Origin of the sequence: Caballeronia mineralivorans PML1(12) (assembly GCF_001028175.1) — a bacterium.
Classification (GTDB): Bacteria; Pseudomonadota; Gammaproteobacteria; order Burkholderiales; family Burkholderiaceae; genus Caballeronia; species Caballeronia mineralivorans.
Genome location: NZ_AEJF01000173.1, coordinates 163,518 through 179,325 on the forward strand (window position 1 = coordinate 163,518; position 15,808 = coordinate 179,325).

General features: G+C 59.4%; 15 protein-coding genes and 1 pseudogene. 7 read left to right on the forward strand and 9 right to left on the reverse strand.

Translation table 11 applies throughout. From position 1 onward, the window contains the following. Positions 1–25: 25 nt before the first annotated feature. The 4 genes from EOS_RS29270 to EOS_RS29285 all read right to left on the reverse strand — a co-directional run bounded on the left by EOS_RS29270 (position 26) and on the right by EOS_RS29285 (position 4,421). Positions 26–1,345, reverse strand: coding sequence for a THUMP domain-containing class I SAM-dependent RNA methyltransferase (locus EOS_RS29270; RefSeq protein WP_047895674.1), 1,320 nt, complete (start codon positions 1,343–1,345; stop codon positions 26–28). Positions 1,346–1,496: 151 nt separating this feature from the next. After that, positions 1,497–2,939 carry an NAD(P)(+) transhydrogenase (Re/Si-specific) subunit beta gene (locus EOS_RS29275; RefSeq protein ID WP_047895675.1) on the reverse strand — a complete coding sequence of 481 codons (1,443 nt, stop codon included), beginning with the start codon at positions 2,937–2,939 and terminating at the stop codon, positions 1,497–1,499. Beyond that, the gene (locus EOS_RS29280; protein ID WP_047895676.1) at positions 2,939–3,268 is read right to left on the reverse strand and encodes an NAD(P) transhydrogenase subunit alpha; all 330 of its coding nucleotides are present in this window, start codon (positions 3,266–3,268) and stop codon (positions 2,939–2,941) included. The genes EOS_RS29275 and EOS_RS29280 overlap by 1 nt, the downstream gene beginning before the upstream one ends. Position 3,269: 1 nt before the next feature. Further along, positions 3,270–4,421 (reverse strand): Re/Si-specific NAD(P)(+) transhydrogenase subunit alpha, encoded by a 1,152-nt coding sequence (locus EOS_RS29285; protein WP_047895677.1) that lies wholly within the window; start codon positions 4,419–4,421, stop codon positions 3,270–3,272. A gap of 222 nt (positions 4,422–4,643) precedes the next feature. Here EOS_RS29285 and EOS_RS29290 point away from each other — a divergent pair, with 222 nt between their 5' ends. The 4 genes from EOS_RS29290 (at position 4,644) to EOS_RS29305 (ending at position 9,106) form a co-directional block, all read left to right on the forward strand. Then, positions 4,644–5,150 (forward strand): NUDIX hydrolase, encoded by a 507-nt coding sequence (locus tag EOS_RS29290; RefSeq protein WP_047895678.1) that lies wholly within the window; start codon positions 4,644–4,646, stop codon positions 5,148–5,150. 26 nt (positions 5,151–5,176) lie between these two features. Then, complete coding sequence (gene mnmA / locus EOS_RS29295) at positions 5,177–6,328, forward strand: tRNA 2-thiouridine(34) synthase MnmA (protein ID WP_047895679.1); 1,152 nt, start codon at positions 5,177–5,179, stop codon at positions 6,326–6,328. 427 nt (positions 6,329–6,755) lie between these two features. Continuing rightward, positions 6,756–7,331, forward strand: coding sequence for a TetR/AcrR family transcriptional regulator (locus EOS_RS29300; RefSeq protein ID WP_047895703.1), 576 nt, complete (start codon positions 6,756–6,758; stop codon positions 7,329–7,331). Between the two features lie 749 nt (positions 7,332–8,080). Further along, a complete protein-coding gene (locus EOS_RS29305) occupies positions 8,081–9,106 on the forward strand; it encodes an alpha/beta hydrolase (protein WP_047895680.1) in 1,026 nt (341 codons plus the stop codon). Positions 9,107–9,200: 94 nt separating this feature from the next. On the opposite strand, the gene EOS_RS29310 is transcribed toward EOS_RS29305, so the two are convergent. The 5 genes from EOS_RS29310 to EOS_RS29330 form a co-directional block, all read right to left on the reverse strand. Then, positions 9,201–9,812 (reverse strand): glutathione S-transferase C-terminal domain-containing protein, encoded by a 612-nt coding sequence (locus EOS_RS29310; RefSeq protein WP_047895681.1) that lies wholly within the window; start codon positions 9,810–9,812, stop codon positions 9,201–9,203. Between the two features lie 231 nt (positions 9,813–10,043). Then, complete coding sequence (locus EOS_RS29315) at positions 10,044–10,760, reverse strand: PqiC family protein (RefSeq protein WP_047895682.1); 717 nt, start codon at positions 10,758–10,760, stop codon at positions 10,044–10,046. Then, positions 10,757–12,430 (reverse strand): PqiB family protein, encoded by a 1,674-nt coding sequence (locus tag EOS_RS29320; protein ID WP_047895683.1) that lies wholly within the window; start codon positions 12,428–12,430, stop codon positions 10,757–10,759. Before EOS_RS29320 ends, EOS_RS29315 begins: the two co-directional genes overlap by 4 nt. After that, complete coding sequence (locus EOS_RS29325; RefSeq protein ID WP_047895684.1) at positions 12,423–13,112, reverse strand: paraquat-inducible protein A; 690 nt, start codon at positions 13,110–13,112, stop codon at positions 12,423–12,425. The genes EOS_RS29320 and EOS_RS29325 overlap by 8 nt, the downstream gene beginning before the upstream one ends. Beyond that, entirely contained in the window at positions 13,109–13,876 is a 768-nt protein-coding gene (locus EOS_RS29330) for a paraquat-inducible protein A (protein ID WP_075645414.1), read from the reverse strand. The genes EOS_RS29325 and EOS_RS29330 overlap by 4 nt, the downstream gene beginning before the upstream one ends. 447 nt (positions 13,877–14,323) lie before the next feature. Between EOS_RS29330 and EOS_RS29335 the strand changes: the two genes are divergently transcribed. From EOS_RS29335 to EOS_RS29345, 3 genes and pseudogenes are all read left to right on the forward strand, one after another. Further along, positions 14,324–14,884, forward strand: a complete 561-nt coding sequence (locus tag EOS_RS29335; RefSeq protein WP_047895685.1) for a cytochrome b — start codon at positions 14,324–14,326, stop codon at positions 14,882–14,884. 147 nt (positions 14,885–15,031) lie between these two features. Next, complete coding sequence (locus tag EOS_RS29340; RefSeq protein ID WP_047895686.1) at positions 15,032–15,604, forward strand: YceI family protein; 573 nt, start codon at positions 15,032–15,034, stop codon at positions 15,602–15,604. 36 nt (positions 15,605–15,640) lie between these two features. After that, a pseudogene (locus EOS_RS29345) lies at positions 15,641–15,808 on the forward strand (polyisoprenoid-binding protein); the annotation flags it as partial.

Here is a 15,808-nt window from a genome sequence, read left to right on the forward strand (position 1 = left end):
ATTGTAGCGCCGGGTTTGCGATGCTTCACTCGGTCGCTTCGGGCGACTGATCGGCGGCTGGGGCCGGTCGATTCCGCACGCTGCCGGCGATCAGATCGAAGCGGAACAAGCGGCATTCGAGCGCGCCGTTGAAGAGCGGCGTTTTCGTCGATTCACGCAGGCGCAACAAGCCCGGCAGTTTCCGGTCCGATGTCAACACATACGCGCGCCAGCCCGGAAAGCGCTGCTTCAGCGCGTTGCCAAAGGAGATGAAAAATTCCTGATCGGCCGGATCGGGTTGCGCGCGGATGAACGCTTCTTCGTCTTCGTCGCGACCGCGGTTTTTCGGTTCGCGAAGTTCGCCGCGCGGACCGCGTCCGCGTACTTCGATACGTTCGCCGTACGGCGGGTTCGCCACGAGAATTCCGGGGGTATCGGTCGGTGGTGTCATGTGGCGCGCATCGACTTGTTTAAGCGATAGTTCCGGCAAACCCGCACGTTCGAGATTCGCATACGCCTTGTCGAGCATGTCGCCAGAAATGTCGCTGCCGTAGATCTGAAGATCCGCACGCGATGACTGCGCGGCGCGTTTGGCGTCGACGGCTGCGCCCTTCAGCTTTTGCCACGCGTTCACGTCGTATTGCTTTAGCTTTTCGAAGCCGAAACGACGGTCGACACCCGGGGCGATGTTCAGCGCGACTTGCGCTGCTTCGGCGAGGAAGGTGCCGCTGCCGCACATCGGATCGAAAAGCGGTGTGCCGGGCGTCCAGCCGGTCAGACGTAAAATTCCCGCCGCGAGATTTTCACGCAAAGGGGCCGCGCCCTTGTCGAGCCGCCAGCCGCGTTTGAAGAGCGGATCGCCGGAAGTATCGATGTAAAGCGTGCATTCGTTCAGCGTGAGGAAGGCGAAGACGCGGACGTCGGGTTGCGCGGTATCGACGCTGGGACGGTTGCCCGTCAATTCACGCAAGCGATCGCAGACGGCGTCTTTTACGCGCAAGGTCGCGAATTCGAGGCTGCGTAAAGGCGATTTGATGGCGGTGATATCGACGCGAATGGTTTCATTCGGCGAGAACCACTTCTCCCATTGCTGCTGATACGCGAGTTCGTAAATGTCGTGTTCGCTGCGATACGGGCCTTGAGCAAGCTTCAGCAACACCCGGCTCGCGATGCGCGAATGCAGGTTCGCGGCCATGCCGGCCGCCCAGGAGCCACGGAAATGCACGCCGCCAGGGACTTCCTTGCCGGTCCGGAACTGCGAGCCATCCACATGCTTCGCTCCGATTTCGGCGAGTTCGGCCGCAAGCGGCGCCTCGAGACCGCGCGGGCAGGGGACAAACCAGTCGAAAAGGAAAGTAGTGGCCATGGGGCGGTGCTTGTAGGGGAGATTGAAGGCGATATTGTACGCGGGGGATGAGAAGCGAACGGGCTATACGCAGTCTGACGCAATGGATCAACAAAAACGCCGGTGTCTCATAGGAGCACACCGGCGTTCGTGACTCAAACCACAACCCCCCTCACTCCACCGCCTTCACCATATCCTCGATCACCTTCTTGGCGTCGCCGAAAACCATCATCGTCTTGTCCATATAGAACAGTTCGTTATCTAGCCCGGCATAACCCGCTGCCATAGACCGTTTATTCACGATAATCGTCTTCGCCCGATACGCTTCCAGAATCGGCATACCCGCAATCACCGATTTCGGGTCGGTTTTCGCCGCCGGGTTCACGACGTCATTGGCCCCGAGCACCAGCACCACGTCTGTTTGCTGAAACTCGCCGTTGATGTCCTCCATCTCATGGACCAACTCGTAGTCCACTTCGGCTTCCGCCAGCAACACATTCATATGCCCCGGCATACGACCGGCCACCGGGTGAATCGCGTACTTCACGTCGATGCCTTTCTCAATCAGCTTATCGGTGAGTTCCTTTAACGCGTGCTGCGCGCGCGCCACGGCCAGCCCATAACCCGGCACGATCACCACCGTTTCAGCGTTGCCGAGCATGAACGCAGCGTCATCGGCGGAACCGGATTTCACCGGGCGCTGCTCTTGTGCACCACCCGTTGCCGCCGCACCGCCTTCGTTACCGAATCCACCCAGCAGCACGTTGAAGAACGAGCGGTTCATCGCACGGCACATGATGTACGAGAGGATCGCACCCGATGACCCGACCAACGATCCCGCGATAATCAGCATCGGGTTATTCAACGAGAAGCCAATGCCCGCCGCCGCCCAGCCCGAATACGAATTGAGCATGGACACGACCACCGGCATGTCCGCCCCGCCGATCGGAATAATGATCAGCACGCCGAGCGCGAACGCGATCGCCGTCATGATCACGAACGGCAGCCACGCTTGCGTCAGCATGAAGATAATGCCAAACCCGAGCATCGCAAGTGCGAGCAGCAAGTTGATCATGTGCTGACCGCGATACACGACCGGCGCGCCCTTGAACAAGCGGAACTGATACTTGCCCGAGAGCTTCCCGAACGCAATCACCGAACCGGAGAACGTGATCGCACCCACAAACGTGCCGATAAACAACTCCACGCGATTGCCCACGGGAATCGGTTCACCCAACGGGGCAAGCCCGAACGCTGAGGGTTCCGAAACAACTGCGTAGGCAATACACACGGCCGCCAGACCGATCAGCGAGTGCATCGCGGCGACGAGTTCGGGCATCTTGGTCATCTCGACTTTCGCCGCGACGTACGCACCGATCGCGCCGCCGACCACGAGCGCGGCAAACAGCAAGCCCAAGCCCAGCGACAGATCCGACCCGAGCGCTGAAGCCTGCTTCACGATCAACGCGATGGTCGTCAGAATCGCGATCGCCATGCCAACCATGCCGAACGTATTGCCGATACGCGCCGTCTTCGGATTCGACAGCCCTTTGAGCGCCTGGATGAAACACACCGAGGCGATGAGATACAGGAGGGTAACGACGCTCATGCTCATTACGCGACCCCCTTCTTCGAAGAATCAGTGATCTGCTTGGGCGCTTTCTTCTTGAACATCTCGAGCATTCGCCGCGTTACCAGGAACCCGCCGAACACGTTGACCGCCGCGAGCAACACCGCAAGCGTGCCGAAGAACTTGCCGGCATCGCCAATCGTGAGACCCGCTGCAAGCATCGCGCCGACAATCACGATCGCGGAAATCGCGTTCGTGACGGCCATCAAAGGCGTGTGCAACGCGGGCGTGACGTTCCACACCACGTGATAGCCGACATAAATCGCCAGCACGAAGATGATGAGGTTGATGACCGTGTGATTAACCAGTTCCATGTCAGTCTCCTTTGATCCCGCGCGTCACCTGGCCGTCGCGGCACAGGAGCGTCGCAGCGACGATGTCGTCGGCCATATCGATATTCAACGCGCCTTCCTTCGTCACGATCAGCTTGATGAAATCGAGCAGGTTGCGGGCGTAGAGCGCGGAGGCATCGGCGGCGACCATCGATGCAAGGTTGGTGTAGCCGACCAGATGCACGCCATGTTTCGTCACGACCTGATCGACTTCGGTGAGCGGACAATTGCCGCCGCGCCGGCCTTCGTCTTCAGGACCGCGTCCCGCCGCGAGATCGACGATGACCGAACCCGGTTTCATCTGCTGGACGGTTTCCGCCGCGATCAACGTAGGCGCGGGGCGGCCGGGAATCAGCGCGGTCGCGATCACGATATCGGCTTGTTTTGCGCGCTCGGCGACGAGCACCGATTGACGCGCGAGCCAGCTTGGAGGCATCGGCCGCGCATAACCGCCGACACCAACTGCGGCTTCGCGTTCTTCATCGGTTTCGTAAGGAACGTCGAGAAACTTCGCGCCCAGCGATTCGATTTGTTCCTTCACCGCCGGACGTACATCGGATGCTTCGATCACCGCGCCGAGCCGCTTGGCCGTGGCAATCGCCTGCAAGCCTGCCACGCCCGCTCCCAGCACGAGCACGCGTGCCGCTTTCACAGTGCCGGCCGCGGTCATGAGCATTGGCATGAAGCGCTGATAAATATTGCTCGCGACCAGCACGGCCTTATACCCGGCGATATTCGCCTGCGATGACAACACGTCCAGACTCTGCGCACGCGTGGTGCGCGGGGCAGCTTCCAAAGCGAACGCGGTAATCCCGGCAGCGGCTAAACGCGCGTTGTTCTCGGCGTTGAACGGATCGAGCATCCCGGCTAAAACCGTACCGGGTTTCAGCAGCGGCAACTCGGCTTCATTTGGCGAATGAACCTTGAGGACGAGCTCGGCGGCGAACGCGGTGTTCGCGTCGACGAGCTCGGCGCCGGCAGCGGTAAACGCATCGTCGATATAACTCGCTGGCACGCCCGCGCCGCGCTGCACCGTGACCCGGTGACCCTGCGACACAAGCTTCTTGACCGTCTCCGGTGTGGCGGCGACTCGCGCCTCGTTCGCCCGCGTTTCGGCAGGCACTCCGATATGCATCTTCATCCTCCTCACGTTCTAGTTTTGATATGGCCGTGTTCAGTCGCTCGCGCTGTTGCCAGGGAGACGCCTGTGCACATGATTAAGCGGTTGTTTAAGCTGTTATTTGCGGCTGATCGTCACTGTAACCGAAACATTCGTGAAAAATGACTCGTTCCAGCAACATCGCGCGTTATGGCCGCGGGCGACGGAAAAACGCGCAAAACGGTAAAATACTGTCCCATGAAACCAGATCGTTGGACGCCGCGCGTGACCGTCGCGGCGATTGTGGAGCGGGACGGGCGCTTTCTCGTCATCGAGGAGCAAACGTCGGACGGGCTCAGGATTAATCAACCGGCCGGGCATCTGGAAGCGGGAGAAACGCTCGTCGATGCCGTCAAGCGCGAAACGCTCGAGGAAACGGCGCACCATTTTGAGCCGGAGGCGCTCGTCGGCACGTATCTGACGCACTTCGAGCGGCCGGGAAGGTCGGTCACGTACCTGCGGTTTACATTCTGCGGCACGACCTCAGGCGAGGTGCCGGGCATGGAACTCGATTCGGGTATCGTCCGTACCATGTGGCTTACCGCCGACGAACTGCGCGCATGCGCGGACCGGCATCGGTCGCCGGCAGTGCTGGAATGTCTCGATCATTACCTCGCTGGGCGGCGCGTGCCGCTCGACTTCATTCATACGCATTCGGTCGCGCCGGTGCGGGTTCAGGATTTGAATTCAGCTTCAGGCAAGTAATTCAGGCAAGTAACGCAGAGATCAAAATGAGCAAGGCCGGAAAACAGAAAGTCGTGGTGGGCATGTCGGGCGGCGTGGATTCGTCGGTAACCGCATGGCTGCTCAAGGAGCAGGGCTACGACGTGATCGGCCTGTTCATGAAGAACTGGGAAGATGACGACGACAGCGAATACTGCTCGACGCGGCAGGACTGGATCGACGTGGTGTCGGTGGCGGATCTGATCGGCATCGACGTGGAGGCGGTCAACTTCGCGGCCGAGTACAAGGATCGCGTGTTCGCGGAGTTCCTGCGGGAATATTCGGCTGGCCGCACGCCGAATCCGGATGTCCTGTGCAACGCTGAAATCAAGTTCAAAGCCTTCCTCGACCACGCAATGTCGCTTGGCGGCGAGACCATCGCGACCGGGCACTACGCTCGCGTGCGTGAGCGCGACGGGTTGTTCGAGCTGCTGAAAGCCACCGATTCGACCAAGGATCAGTCGTATTTCTTGCATCGGCTGAATCAGGCGCAGCTGTCGAAGACGCTGTTTCCTCTCGGAGAAATGCCGAAGACGAAGGTGCGTGAAATCGCCGCGCAGATCGGCTTGCCGAACGCGGCGAAGAAGGATTCAACGGGCATTTGTTTTATCGGCGAACGGCCGTTTCGCGAGTTCCTGAACCGCTATCTGCCAACGCAACCCGGTCCAATGAAAACACCCGATGGGAAGGTTATCGGCGAGCATGTCGGGCTGGCGTTCTATACGTTCGGGCAGCGCAAGGGCATTGGGCTCGGCGGCAGCAAGGACGGCAGCGGCGATCCGTGGTTCGTCGCGGGCAAGGACATGGCGTCGAACACGTTGTACGTGGTGCAGGGCCACGATCATCCCTGGCTGTTGTCACGCTCGCTCGTGGCAGGAAATACGAGCTGGGTGGCGGGCGCCGCGCCGGTCGAAGGCACCGTTTGTGCGGCCAAGACGCGGTATCGGCAGTCGGATGCGCCTTGTGTGATGGGGGCGTCGGGATCGTCGGATGGTCACTTCGACCTCCGTTTCAACGATGACCAATGGGCCGTCACGCCGGGACAATCGGCGGTGCTTTATCAGGGCGATGTTTGCCTGGGCGGCGGGATCATCGAATCGGCGGCAACCGCGCAAGCCATGCGCCGCGAAGCGGGAGCGGCGTTGCTTACGGCCAGGTAGACGGTCCTCGGTACATCGCGTTGGTTGAGAGCGGGCTGCGGCCCGCTTTTGTTTGTCGCTCAGTTCGCGGGAAAACGCGCACAAATCAGTAATTCACAAAAAATCGGTACATACCCGATGGGGTTTGTGCGTGCTGTGGGCTGCCCAGAGGGAAAAATATGGCCCGTGCAGTGGGAAATTTGTGTGAAATCCGTACAAAGTTTGTGGAAAACCTTGTGAGAAATCCTTGACTATCTATCTTCTAGTAGGTAAATTAGATGCATGGGCGTGAGTATGCGTATGAGTATGAGTGTGACTGATCGTGGATGCGGGCGATTCAAGGTTGAAGCGAACGGATTTGATCGCGATTGATGGCAACGACGCGACGACCCAACAACCAGGCAACACCAGCGCAACAATACTGTGTAAGCAGCGAGCCAAAACTGAAATGAACACCGACAAAACACCCGACAAAAATACTGTGCGTGAGCAATTGCTCGATCATGCACAGGCGTTGCTCATGACTCGCGGCTACAACGGCTTCAGTTATCGGGATCTGTCGGCGCTGGTCGGCGTGAAGACATCGAGCATTCACTATTACTTCCCGTCGAAGGAAGATTTGGTGCTCGAAGCGGTGAATACGTACAGCGCGGACGTCATGTCGTCTATTTACGCCATCGACAGCTCCGCTTCCGCCGAGAAAAAACTCGACCGGTATGTGAGGCTGTTCGGAAAAATCGTGGGAGAGGGCGATCAGGTTTGTCTTTGCGGCATGCTTGCTGCGGATATTGAATCGCTTCCTGAAGATGTCCGTCATGCAGTTCAGGCTTTTTTCAAGGCCAACGAAACCTGGCTGGCAAAGGTGTTGGCCGAAGGCGAGAAGCAGGAAACCTTGCGTGTGAACGGAAAGCCGGACGTGACGGCGCGCGCGCTGTTCGCGGCATATCAAGGGAGTTTGCTGGCGTGCCGATTATTTCACACCAAGGTTCGTTTGGATGAAGTAACTCAAACTGTGAAACGTTAATTCACAATGTGGATCAAAACGGCGATGTTTTAGTGCCGGGTTATCCGGGAACCGCTGCATTGAATCGAGTTGCAGCGCGGTGGTCTCTGAATAGTCAGGGCCGATGCAAGGCTAGGGCGTCGGAAAGAACGGTTTTATCGTGATGCTGGCGCCACTGCAGGGAATATTGTTAAGAATGGATAAACGTGTATCAAAAATAGCATGTATTAACTTATCTATCTTCAGGTAGGTAGATTTTGATTTCCGATTTTCGTTAGTTTTTGTCTCATTTCCTTCATAGGGAAGCTATTTTTTACTGATTGGTCCGACTTTTTTTATCGCGGCCGAAAAGGCGGCTATGCCGATACTGAGCGACTTGCGGCGTAGTGAGTGAATGAAGAATTGGGATCGACGTTTTATAGAGGCTTGGGCAATCAAGCCGGCTTGCACCGTATTGGAACCAACGGGGATTAAGTGATCAGATACTTGTCGGAATCTGCCATGCGTTGGCTCGCGTCCGTTTCGTTGTTCTTGTAATAACCAACAAAGAGGTTAGCGAAGTTTATCCAGTTTTATTCAGCTTCATCTAGTCATCTATCTACAAGTAGATGCACATTCGAGAAGTTTGATCCATGAATTCGAGTGGTTTTGAGTGCGTTTCAGCACTTTTGAGTCAGGCAGTTTGGTTTTACCCGCCTTACCGCAATCGCAGTGACCCGGTTCCTATGCCGGACCCTAACCCGCCGTCCCTTCACTAACAGGAGTGAAACATGTACAAGCTCAAGTCCTTCGCCGTTGTCTCCGCTGTCGCTGCATTGGTCGGTGCAAACGCCGCCGCGCAAGCCGCGCCGGTGCTCGAACCCGCGACGCAGCAGTTCATCGACGCGCTCACGGCGCAAAAAGGCCCGCCGATCTACACGCTGTCTCCGGCCGATGCCCGCAACGTCCTCGCTGGCGCCCAGTCGCAGCCGGTGTCGAAGGACGCGGCGCAGATCGAAGACCGCGTGATCGAGGCTGGCCCGACGGGCAAGATCGCGATCCGCATCGTGCGTCCTGCGCACGCGAAGGGCATGCTGCCCGTCATCATGTATTTCCACGGCGGCGGCTGGGTGCTCGGCGACAAGAACACGCACGATCGCCTGATTCGCGAGATCGCGAACGGCACGCAGGCAGCGGTGGTCTTCGTGGATTACGATCGCTCGCCCGAGACGAAATTCCCGGTGCCGACGGAAGAGGCCTACGCCGCCACGCGCTACGTGGCTGAGCATGCAAAACAGTTCAAGGTCGATGCTACGCGCATGGCCGTGGCGGGTGACAGTGTGGGCGGCAACATGGCTGCCGCGGTCACGTTGATGGCAAAGGAGCAGGGCGGCCCGGCGTTGCGTTATCAGGTGCTGTTCTATCCGGTCACCGATGCGAATTTCGACGACGGCTCGTACAACGAATTCGCCGACGGCCCGTGGCTCACCAAAAACGCGATGAAGTGGTTCTGGGATGCGTACGCGCCGAACGCCGCCGATCGGGAAAAGATCACGGCGTCGCCGCTGCGGGCATCGCTTGAGCAGTTGAAGGATTTGCCGCCGGCGCTCGTCATCACCGATGAAAACGATGTGCTGCGTGACGAAGGCGAAGCGTATGCCCGCAAGCTTTCACAGGCAGGCGTCCGGGTGACGGCGGTGCGCTACGAAGGCACGATCCACGACTTCGTGATGCTGAACGCGCTGGCTAAAACCCCGGCAACGCGTGCCGCGATTGAACAGGCGAACGCCGCGCTGAAAAAGGCGCTGGCGAAGTAAGCGGATTTCACCGCCACGAAAAAGCCCCACGCGCCGGAAGGCGCGCGGGGCTTCTGAATCATCGTAACTGCCGCGAAAAAAAGTTCGAAAACCTTCAGGTTGGCAGGGTATCGATGAAAGACTGACGCTGCGACAAACGCTGAAGATGTTTGTCCAGATTGGGATACTCGTCGCGCCAGTTCACCTCGGGCATCCGGAAATCGAGATAACCGAGCGCGCAGCCGCAGGCGATATCGGCGAGGGTGAAGTGATTCGCCGAGCACCAGTTCTTGGCGGCGAGCCCTTTGGACATGGCCTTGAGGCCGTCGTCGATCTTGCGCTGCTGACGCGCGACCCACGCGTCGTTGCGTTGCCCTTCCTCGCGCTGCGTGGTTTCGAGGCGAATCAGCACGGCGGCGTCGAGCATGCCGTCGGCGAGCGCTTCCCAGCATCGCACCTCCGTGCGCTCGCGGCGTTCCTGCGGCAGCAGCTTGCCCACGGGAGTGAGGGTATCGACGTATTCGCAAATCACGCGCGAATCGAAAACGGCTTCACCATCGTCCAGGATCAGGCACGGCACTTTGCCGAGCGGATTGAAACTATGGATTTTCGAATCGGATGCCCAGACGTTTTCGAGCACCAGTTCGCAGTCGATTTTCTTTTCTGCCATCACAATCCGCGTCTTGCGGACGTACGGGCTGTTGAGCGAACCGATCAGTTTCATCATCTGTGTTGTCGTTTCTGCAAAAGAGTAGTCACGGAGATGGATCTTAACCGCCCCGACGCGCGCCGACTCTAAATTCGAGACAGCGGCGTTGTGGTCGGGCTACAAAAAACCGGCGCACCTTTCGGTGCAACCGGATTGCTGTGTAGCGGTGCGAAGTCATGTCTGTGACAGGTGCTTCGGCTTACGCTTCACGTCCTCTCGAGATACGGAGCGCAAGCCTTTCAGCCAGCTTCACTGTGCCGGCGCGGCGGTCGCGGACATGGCCGCCGCGGGACAGGGAAGCACTGCTGGCGCGGGAGCTGGAAGCTTCGCCGCCTTGCCCGCTGCAGCTGACGTGGTTACTGGCATCCGCACGGAGCTCACTGTGCGCACGCCAGCGGAAATCTCGCTGGCGAGTTGATCGACGGCTCGCCGATGCCCTGCCACAAGCGCGTCATAACCGGCATCGACGGGTTGTTCGGCCAGTGTCCGGCACGTCAAAACCGCTTGATTGCTCACGCCGCGCACGCTCCATACGGCGTCGATCAACGCGCGCCGGCCCGGCGACGATTCGAAGCGCTGCACGTTCACCTTCACGCGATACACCGGCACACCCTCGGGGTGCGGCGTGCCGTAGACATCGATAGCACCCAGCCGCTGCGATAGATCCGCCGACAGCGCGCGCCGGACTTCATCGGCGGGCAGCGAAGCCCAGCGCTCGTCCTCGAGCACCCTGACCTGCGCCGCGCCGTCCTGCACGACCATCTGGTTCTTGGCGACTTGCGGCGGCATGTCCACCGGCGACACTTCCAGATAAAACGCGGCAGGCGCAGCCGTTCTCGTCGCGGCGTCGTTGCCGCCGAGCGTATAAAAACGGCTGACCGGCGAAGCGCTACACGCGGCGAGCGCGGCGACCAGACCCACTGCCGACACCCCGCCGACGGCCCTCAATACTCTCGCCAAGCTCATGGCTTATCTCCTGGTTTCCCGCGCACGAGCGATTCCGGATGACGTTCCAGATAATCGGCGAGCGCATTGAGCGATTGCAGCGTCCGCGTGAGTTCCTGCAGCGCCTGATGAACATCCGACTGCAGCGGCGAATCCTGTTGCAGCGTGTTTTGCGCCTCGCCGAAGGTTTTCTTCGCGGCGACGAGCGTGTCGCGCGCTTCCGGTACAACCTGCGTATCGAGCTGCTTGAAGAGGCTGTTCGCGTTCTTCAGCGCGCTGTTCAGGTTGTTGCCGATGTCGTCGAAGGGAATCTTGTCCAGCTTCTTCGCGATATCCGCCACCTGCAGTTGCAGTTCGTCGAGCGTATTGGGCACGGTCGGCAACTCGACCGGATCGGCGGTGACATTCACCGTGGCCTTCGCCGCCTTCGGGAAGATGTCCACCGCCACGTAAAGCTGTCCGGTCAGCAGGTTGCCGGTACGCAACTGTCCACGCAAGCCATTCGCGACCAGCTTCTGGAGCAGCTCCTGTCCGGCCACGGTGTTCGTGCGCGGCGCGGAATCCCGGAAGCGCTTGCCCAGCCGGTCCGGATAGATATTCATGGTCACCGGCATCTGGAAGCTGCGCGATTTCGGGTCGTATTCGATCCCGATGCCCGTCACGCTGCCCAGCAGGATGCCGCGGAAATCGATCGGTGCGCCTACCGACAACCCGCGCAGCGACTGGTTGAAATTCATGACTACGCGTATTGGCTGGCCGTCCGGATCGCGCATGGCGTCCGACTCGTCCGAACCGAGGCGGAAGGTCATGTTGTCCGGCGCCTGCTGTCCGGGTTCTTGGTTCGGCGGCGTCTGGAACGCGATACCACCGAGCACGACGGTCGCGAGCGACTGCGTGTTCAGCTTGAAGCCGCTTGCATCCAGCCGGAGATCGACGCCGCTTGCGTGCCACCAGCGTGAATTCGTGCCGACATACTGATCGTACGGCGCGTTCACGAACACCTGCATGGTGACGCCGGTGCCGTCCTTGTCGAGCGAAAAACCGACGACCTGGCCGACCTGCACGCGCCGGTAATAGATAGGCGAACCGATATCGATGGAACCCAGCGACTCGCCGCGCAGGGTGAACTGTCGCCCTTTTTGATCGCCGGTGACGGCGGGCGGCGTTTCGAGCCCCACAAAATGGGTCTCGTCCTCTTTGGATTTCCCGGCATCCACGCCGATATACGCACCGGACAACAACGTGCCAAGCCCGGTCACGCCGCTCGCGGCCACGCGCGGGCGCACAACCCAGAAGCGCGTGTCCTTCACCGCGAAGTCCTCGGCGACCTTGGTCAACTGAACTTCGACGAGCACCCGCGCGTGATCTTTCGACAGCGTGATGTTCTTGACCGTGCCGACATCGACGTCCTTGTATTTCAGCTTGGTCTTGCCGGTTTCCAGGCCTTCGGCGCTCACGAAGCTGATGGTGATCGTCGGTCCGCGTCCCGACACCGATTTCACCACCAGCGCAATTCCGATCAGGGCGGCGATCAGCGGAATCACCCAGACGAGCGAAGGGATCCAGCGGCTGCGCGGCTCGATCACCGGATCCGGAAGATTGGGCGGCAAGCCACCGCCTCCGCCCGCATTTCGCGAAGGCTCGTTCGGGCCCTTGACGGTGTTGTTCGAAGGACCTTGCGGGCTAGTCATGTTTCTTTCCTGAAGGTTCGATGTGATCCCACATCAGTCGCGGGTCGAATTGCATGGAGGCCAGCATGGTGAGCACCACCACGCAGCCGAACGCGAGCGCGCCCGGTCCTGGCGTGATGACGGCGAGTGAACCGAAGCGCACGAGCGCCACGGTGAGGGTGACGACAAAGACATCGAGCATTGACCATCGGCCGATTTTTTCGACGATCCGGTACAGCGTCGTGCGCTGGCGGGGGCGCCATTTAGAGCCCGATTGGGTGGCCCAGGTGAGAAACGCGAGCGTGCCGAGCTTGAGCATCGGCACGAGAATACTGGCGATAAAGATGACCGCGGCGAGCGGATAGTCGCCATCGTTCCAGAACATGGCCACACCGCTCATGATTGTGTCGTCTTCTGAACCGACGATCGACGATGTATGCAGCACCGGGTAAAGATTCGCCGGAATGTAGAGGATCGCGGCGGACAACAACAACGCCCAAGTGCGCGCGACCGAGTCGGGATTGCGCCTGTGCAGGGTCTCGCCGCAGCGCGTGCAACGCTGGCGTTTGACCGTCAACACGCGCTTTTGCACGCGGTTGCAAGCGTGGCAGGCGATCAGACCCGCTTCTCCGGCCGTGGTGTAGACCGGCTCGGGCGTCTCGGATGGGTCGGGCGCGTTGGCGGTATCGGGCTGGTCGTTCATGACTTTGTCTGTTGGGCGGCCGCGTCGGGTGGCGTTCCGGGCGTTGGCACGAACGGACGCAGCGGGTCGGATGGGGGACTGGCATGCAGGTCGGCTGAGTGAGCCGGCACCGGGCCCGAGCGCAGGCCACCGAAGGGCGAATACCGCAATGGTCCGCGACCCGCCAGCCGCTCGGCGATGTCCCACAGCGCGCGTGGATCGAAGGTCAGGATGACGGCGAACAAGAGGGTCAGCGCGCCGAATGCGAACAGCGCCGCCTCCGGAATCACGCGTGCGATGCTCACCATTTTCACCAGCGTCACCAGCACGCCGAGCATGAACACTTCGATCATTCCCCACGGCCGTACGAACTGGATCGCGCGCAGCACCTGGCTGAATCCCGCCGGAATAAAACCCGCGCGCAACGGCACGAGCAGATACAGCATTGCGATGAGTTCAGTGAGCGGAAAGAGGACGGTCGCCAAAAAGACCATCACGGCAATGATTTCCATGTTCTCGCCCCACAACGCGACGATTGCACCAATCAGGGTCGTTTGGGACGTAATGCCGTTCGTTTCGAGTTCCACAATAGGAAACGCCTGCGCGATCAAAAACGTGATCAGCGCGGCGAGCGTGATGGAGCAAAGCTTGTCCAGATTCGACGACACGCTCTGATAGAGCGTGGCGCCGCAGCGCGTGCATTTCGCCGAACTGCGGGAAGGCAGTGCGCGCTTATGAAACAGCGTATCGCACTCGTGGCATGCGATCAGATCGTCTTCTTCCATAGGCAGATGCTGGGCTCGTACTGGCGTGTTCTTTTAGTGTCTTGAAACGTCGTGATTCCGGGGCGGCGGCATAAAAGAGCAAGGGCCGGGCCAGCGGGCATGGTAACAAACGGCGAGGCGGTCACGCGGAAGGCACTTTGTCACCGAACCGGTAGCCCGTTTCACGATAGGGCTCTGCAGCGTGCGGGGCGGGTTGTGATCGGACCTTTGCACCGATGGAATGGTTCGCGTGCCTGGCTCGTTTAGCCTTAAGAGCCAAGCAACTGATACCAGATTTGTAGCGCGGGCGCAGATGAGTCGGCAACTATTTCTTTATGAAAAAGCCGGTTTTTACTTGTTCGGGTAGGATGGCGGCCTTGAGATCCTTATCCGGGTTTATCGCGGTACTTGCGCGATAAACCGGTGGGGTCAAGTCATCAATTCCGCACTCTTTCTGGTGGACCACGTATGGAACGCAGCCCGAATTTCGCCAGCTCCGAGCGCTACAGCCGGACCGCGATCGGCCTTCACTGGCTGATCGCGCTGCTGATTGTATGCGGCTTCTATCTCGGCTGGATCATGACCGATATTCCCGGTTTCACGCCAACCAAGCTCAAATACTTCTCGTGGCACAAATGGATCGGCGTGACGGTTTTCGCGCTCGCCGTTGTGCGCGTGCTCTGGCGCACAACGCACAAGGCGCCGTCCATGCCGCGGCGCATTCCCGCTTGGCAGAAGGGTGTTGCCCATATCACGCACTTTCTGCTCTATGCGCTGATGCTGGTGATTCCTGCCTCGGGATATCTCTATAGCTCGGCGGCCGGCATCCAGGTCGTGTATCTCGGGCTGGTGCCGCTGCCGACGATCATCGGACCGGATGCCGCGCTGAAAGTCACGCTGAAGATGGTTCATATTTATTTGAATTACACGCTGCTCGTGCTGGTTGTCATGCATGTTCTGGCGGCGTTGAAGCATCAATTCGTCGATCGTGACGGTTTGCTCGCCCGCATGATTCCGTTCCTTCGATAAGTACAACCGGGGTTTGCATTCAACGGTTTTGAGGTGTAATTGATTCCTTGTTGTTGATAGCCAGTTTCCTCCGTGCGGGTTGCGCTGGATTGCGTTTGACTTTTCAATAGCGGCTCAACCGGTTTTCCCGGTGGCCTTAGGACATACATGAAACACGCGATATTTTCCCGTTGGTTGCTTGCAGGCGTTTCCGCCGCGTCGCTGGTCGCGGCGGTTTCCGCGTTTGCCCAAGCCCAGGTCGATACGACTAAAAGCACGGTTACCGCGACATCGAAGCAAATGAACGTGCCGGTTGAAGGCAAGTTCAAGAAGTTCACGGCACAACTCGACTTCGACCCGGCTAAACCCACTGCAGGTAGCGCGAATCTCAGCATCGACACGGGAAGCTACGATCTCGGCGATGAAAGCTATAACAAGCAAGCCACGGACAAGGACTGGTTCGATACGGCGCATTTCCCGACGGCCACCTTTGTTTCAACGGCCATCGCGCCCGCCGGTGGCAGCAAGTTCAATGTCAGCGGCAAGTTGACCATCAAGGGCAAGTCGCAGAACGTCACCGTGCCGGTCACCGTCACGAGCCAGGGCACGACACAAACCTTCGATGGTTCATTGCCCATCAAACGCACGCAGTTCGATGTCGGCTCGGGTGAGTGGAAAGACACCTCGGTCGTCGCCGATGAAGTCGTCATCAAGTTTCACCTCGCCGCCGCCAAAAAGTAAGCGGTCATCGATCCTCAAATTCATCCAGGAAAACTCATGAAAAAGAACCTTCTGATTGCAGCAGCAGGCGCGCTGGTCGCGGTGGCATCGTTTAACGTCATGGCCGAGGAAGCTACGTATCAGCTCGACCCAAGCCACACGTCCCCGAGCTTTGAAGCTGACCACTTCGGCGGCCTCTCGGTCTGGCGCGGCAAGTTTTCCAAA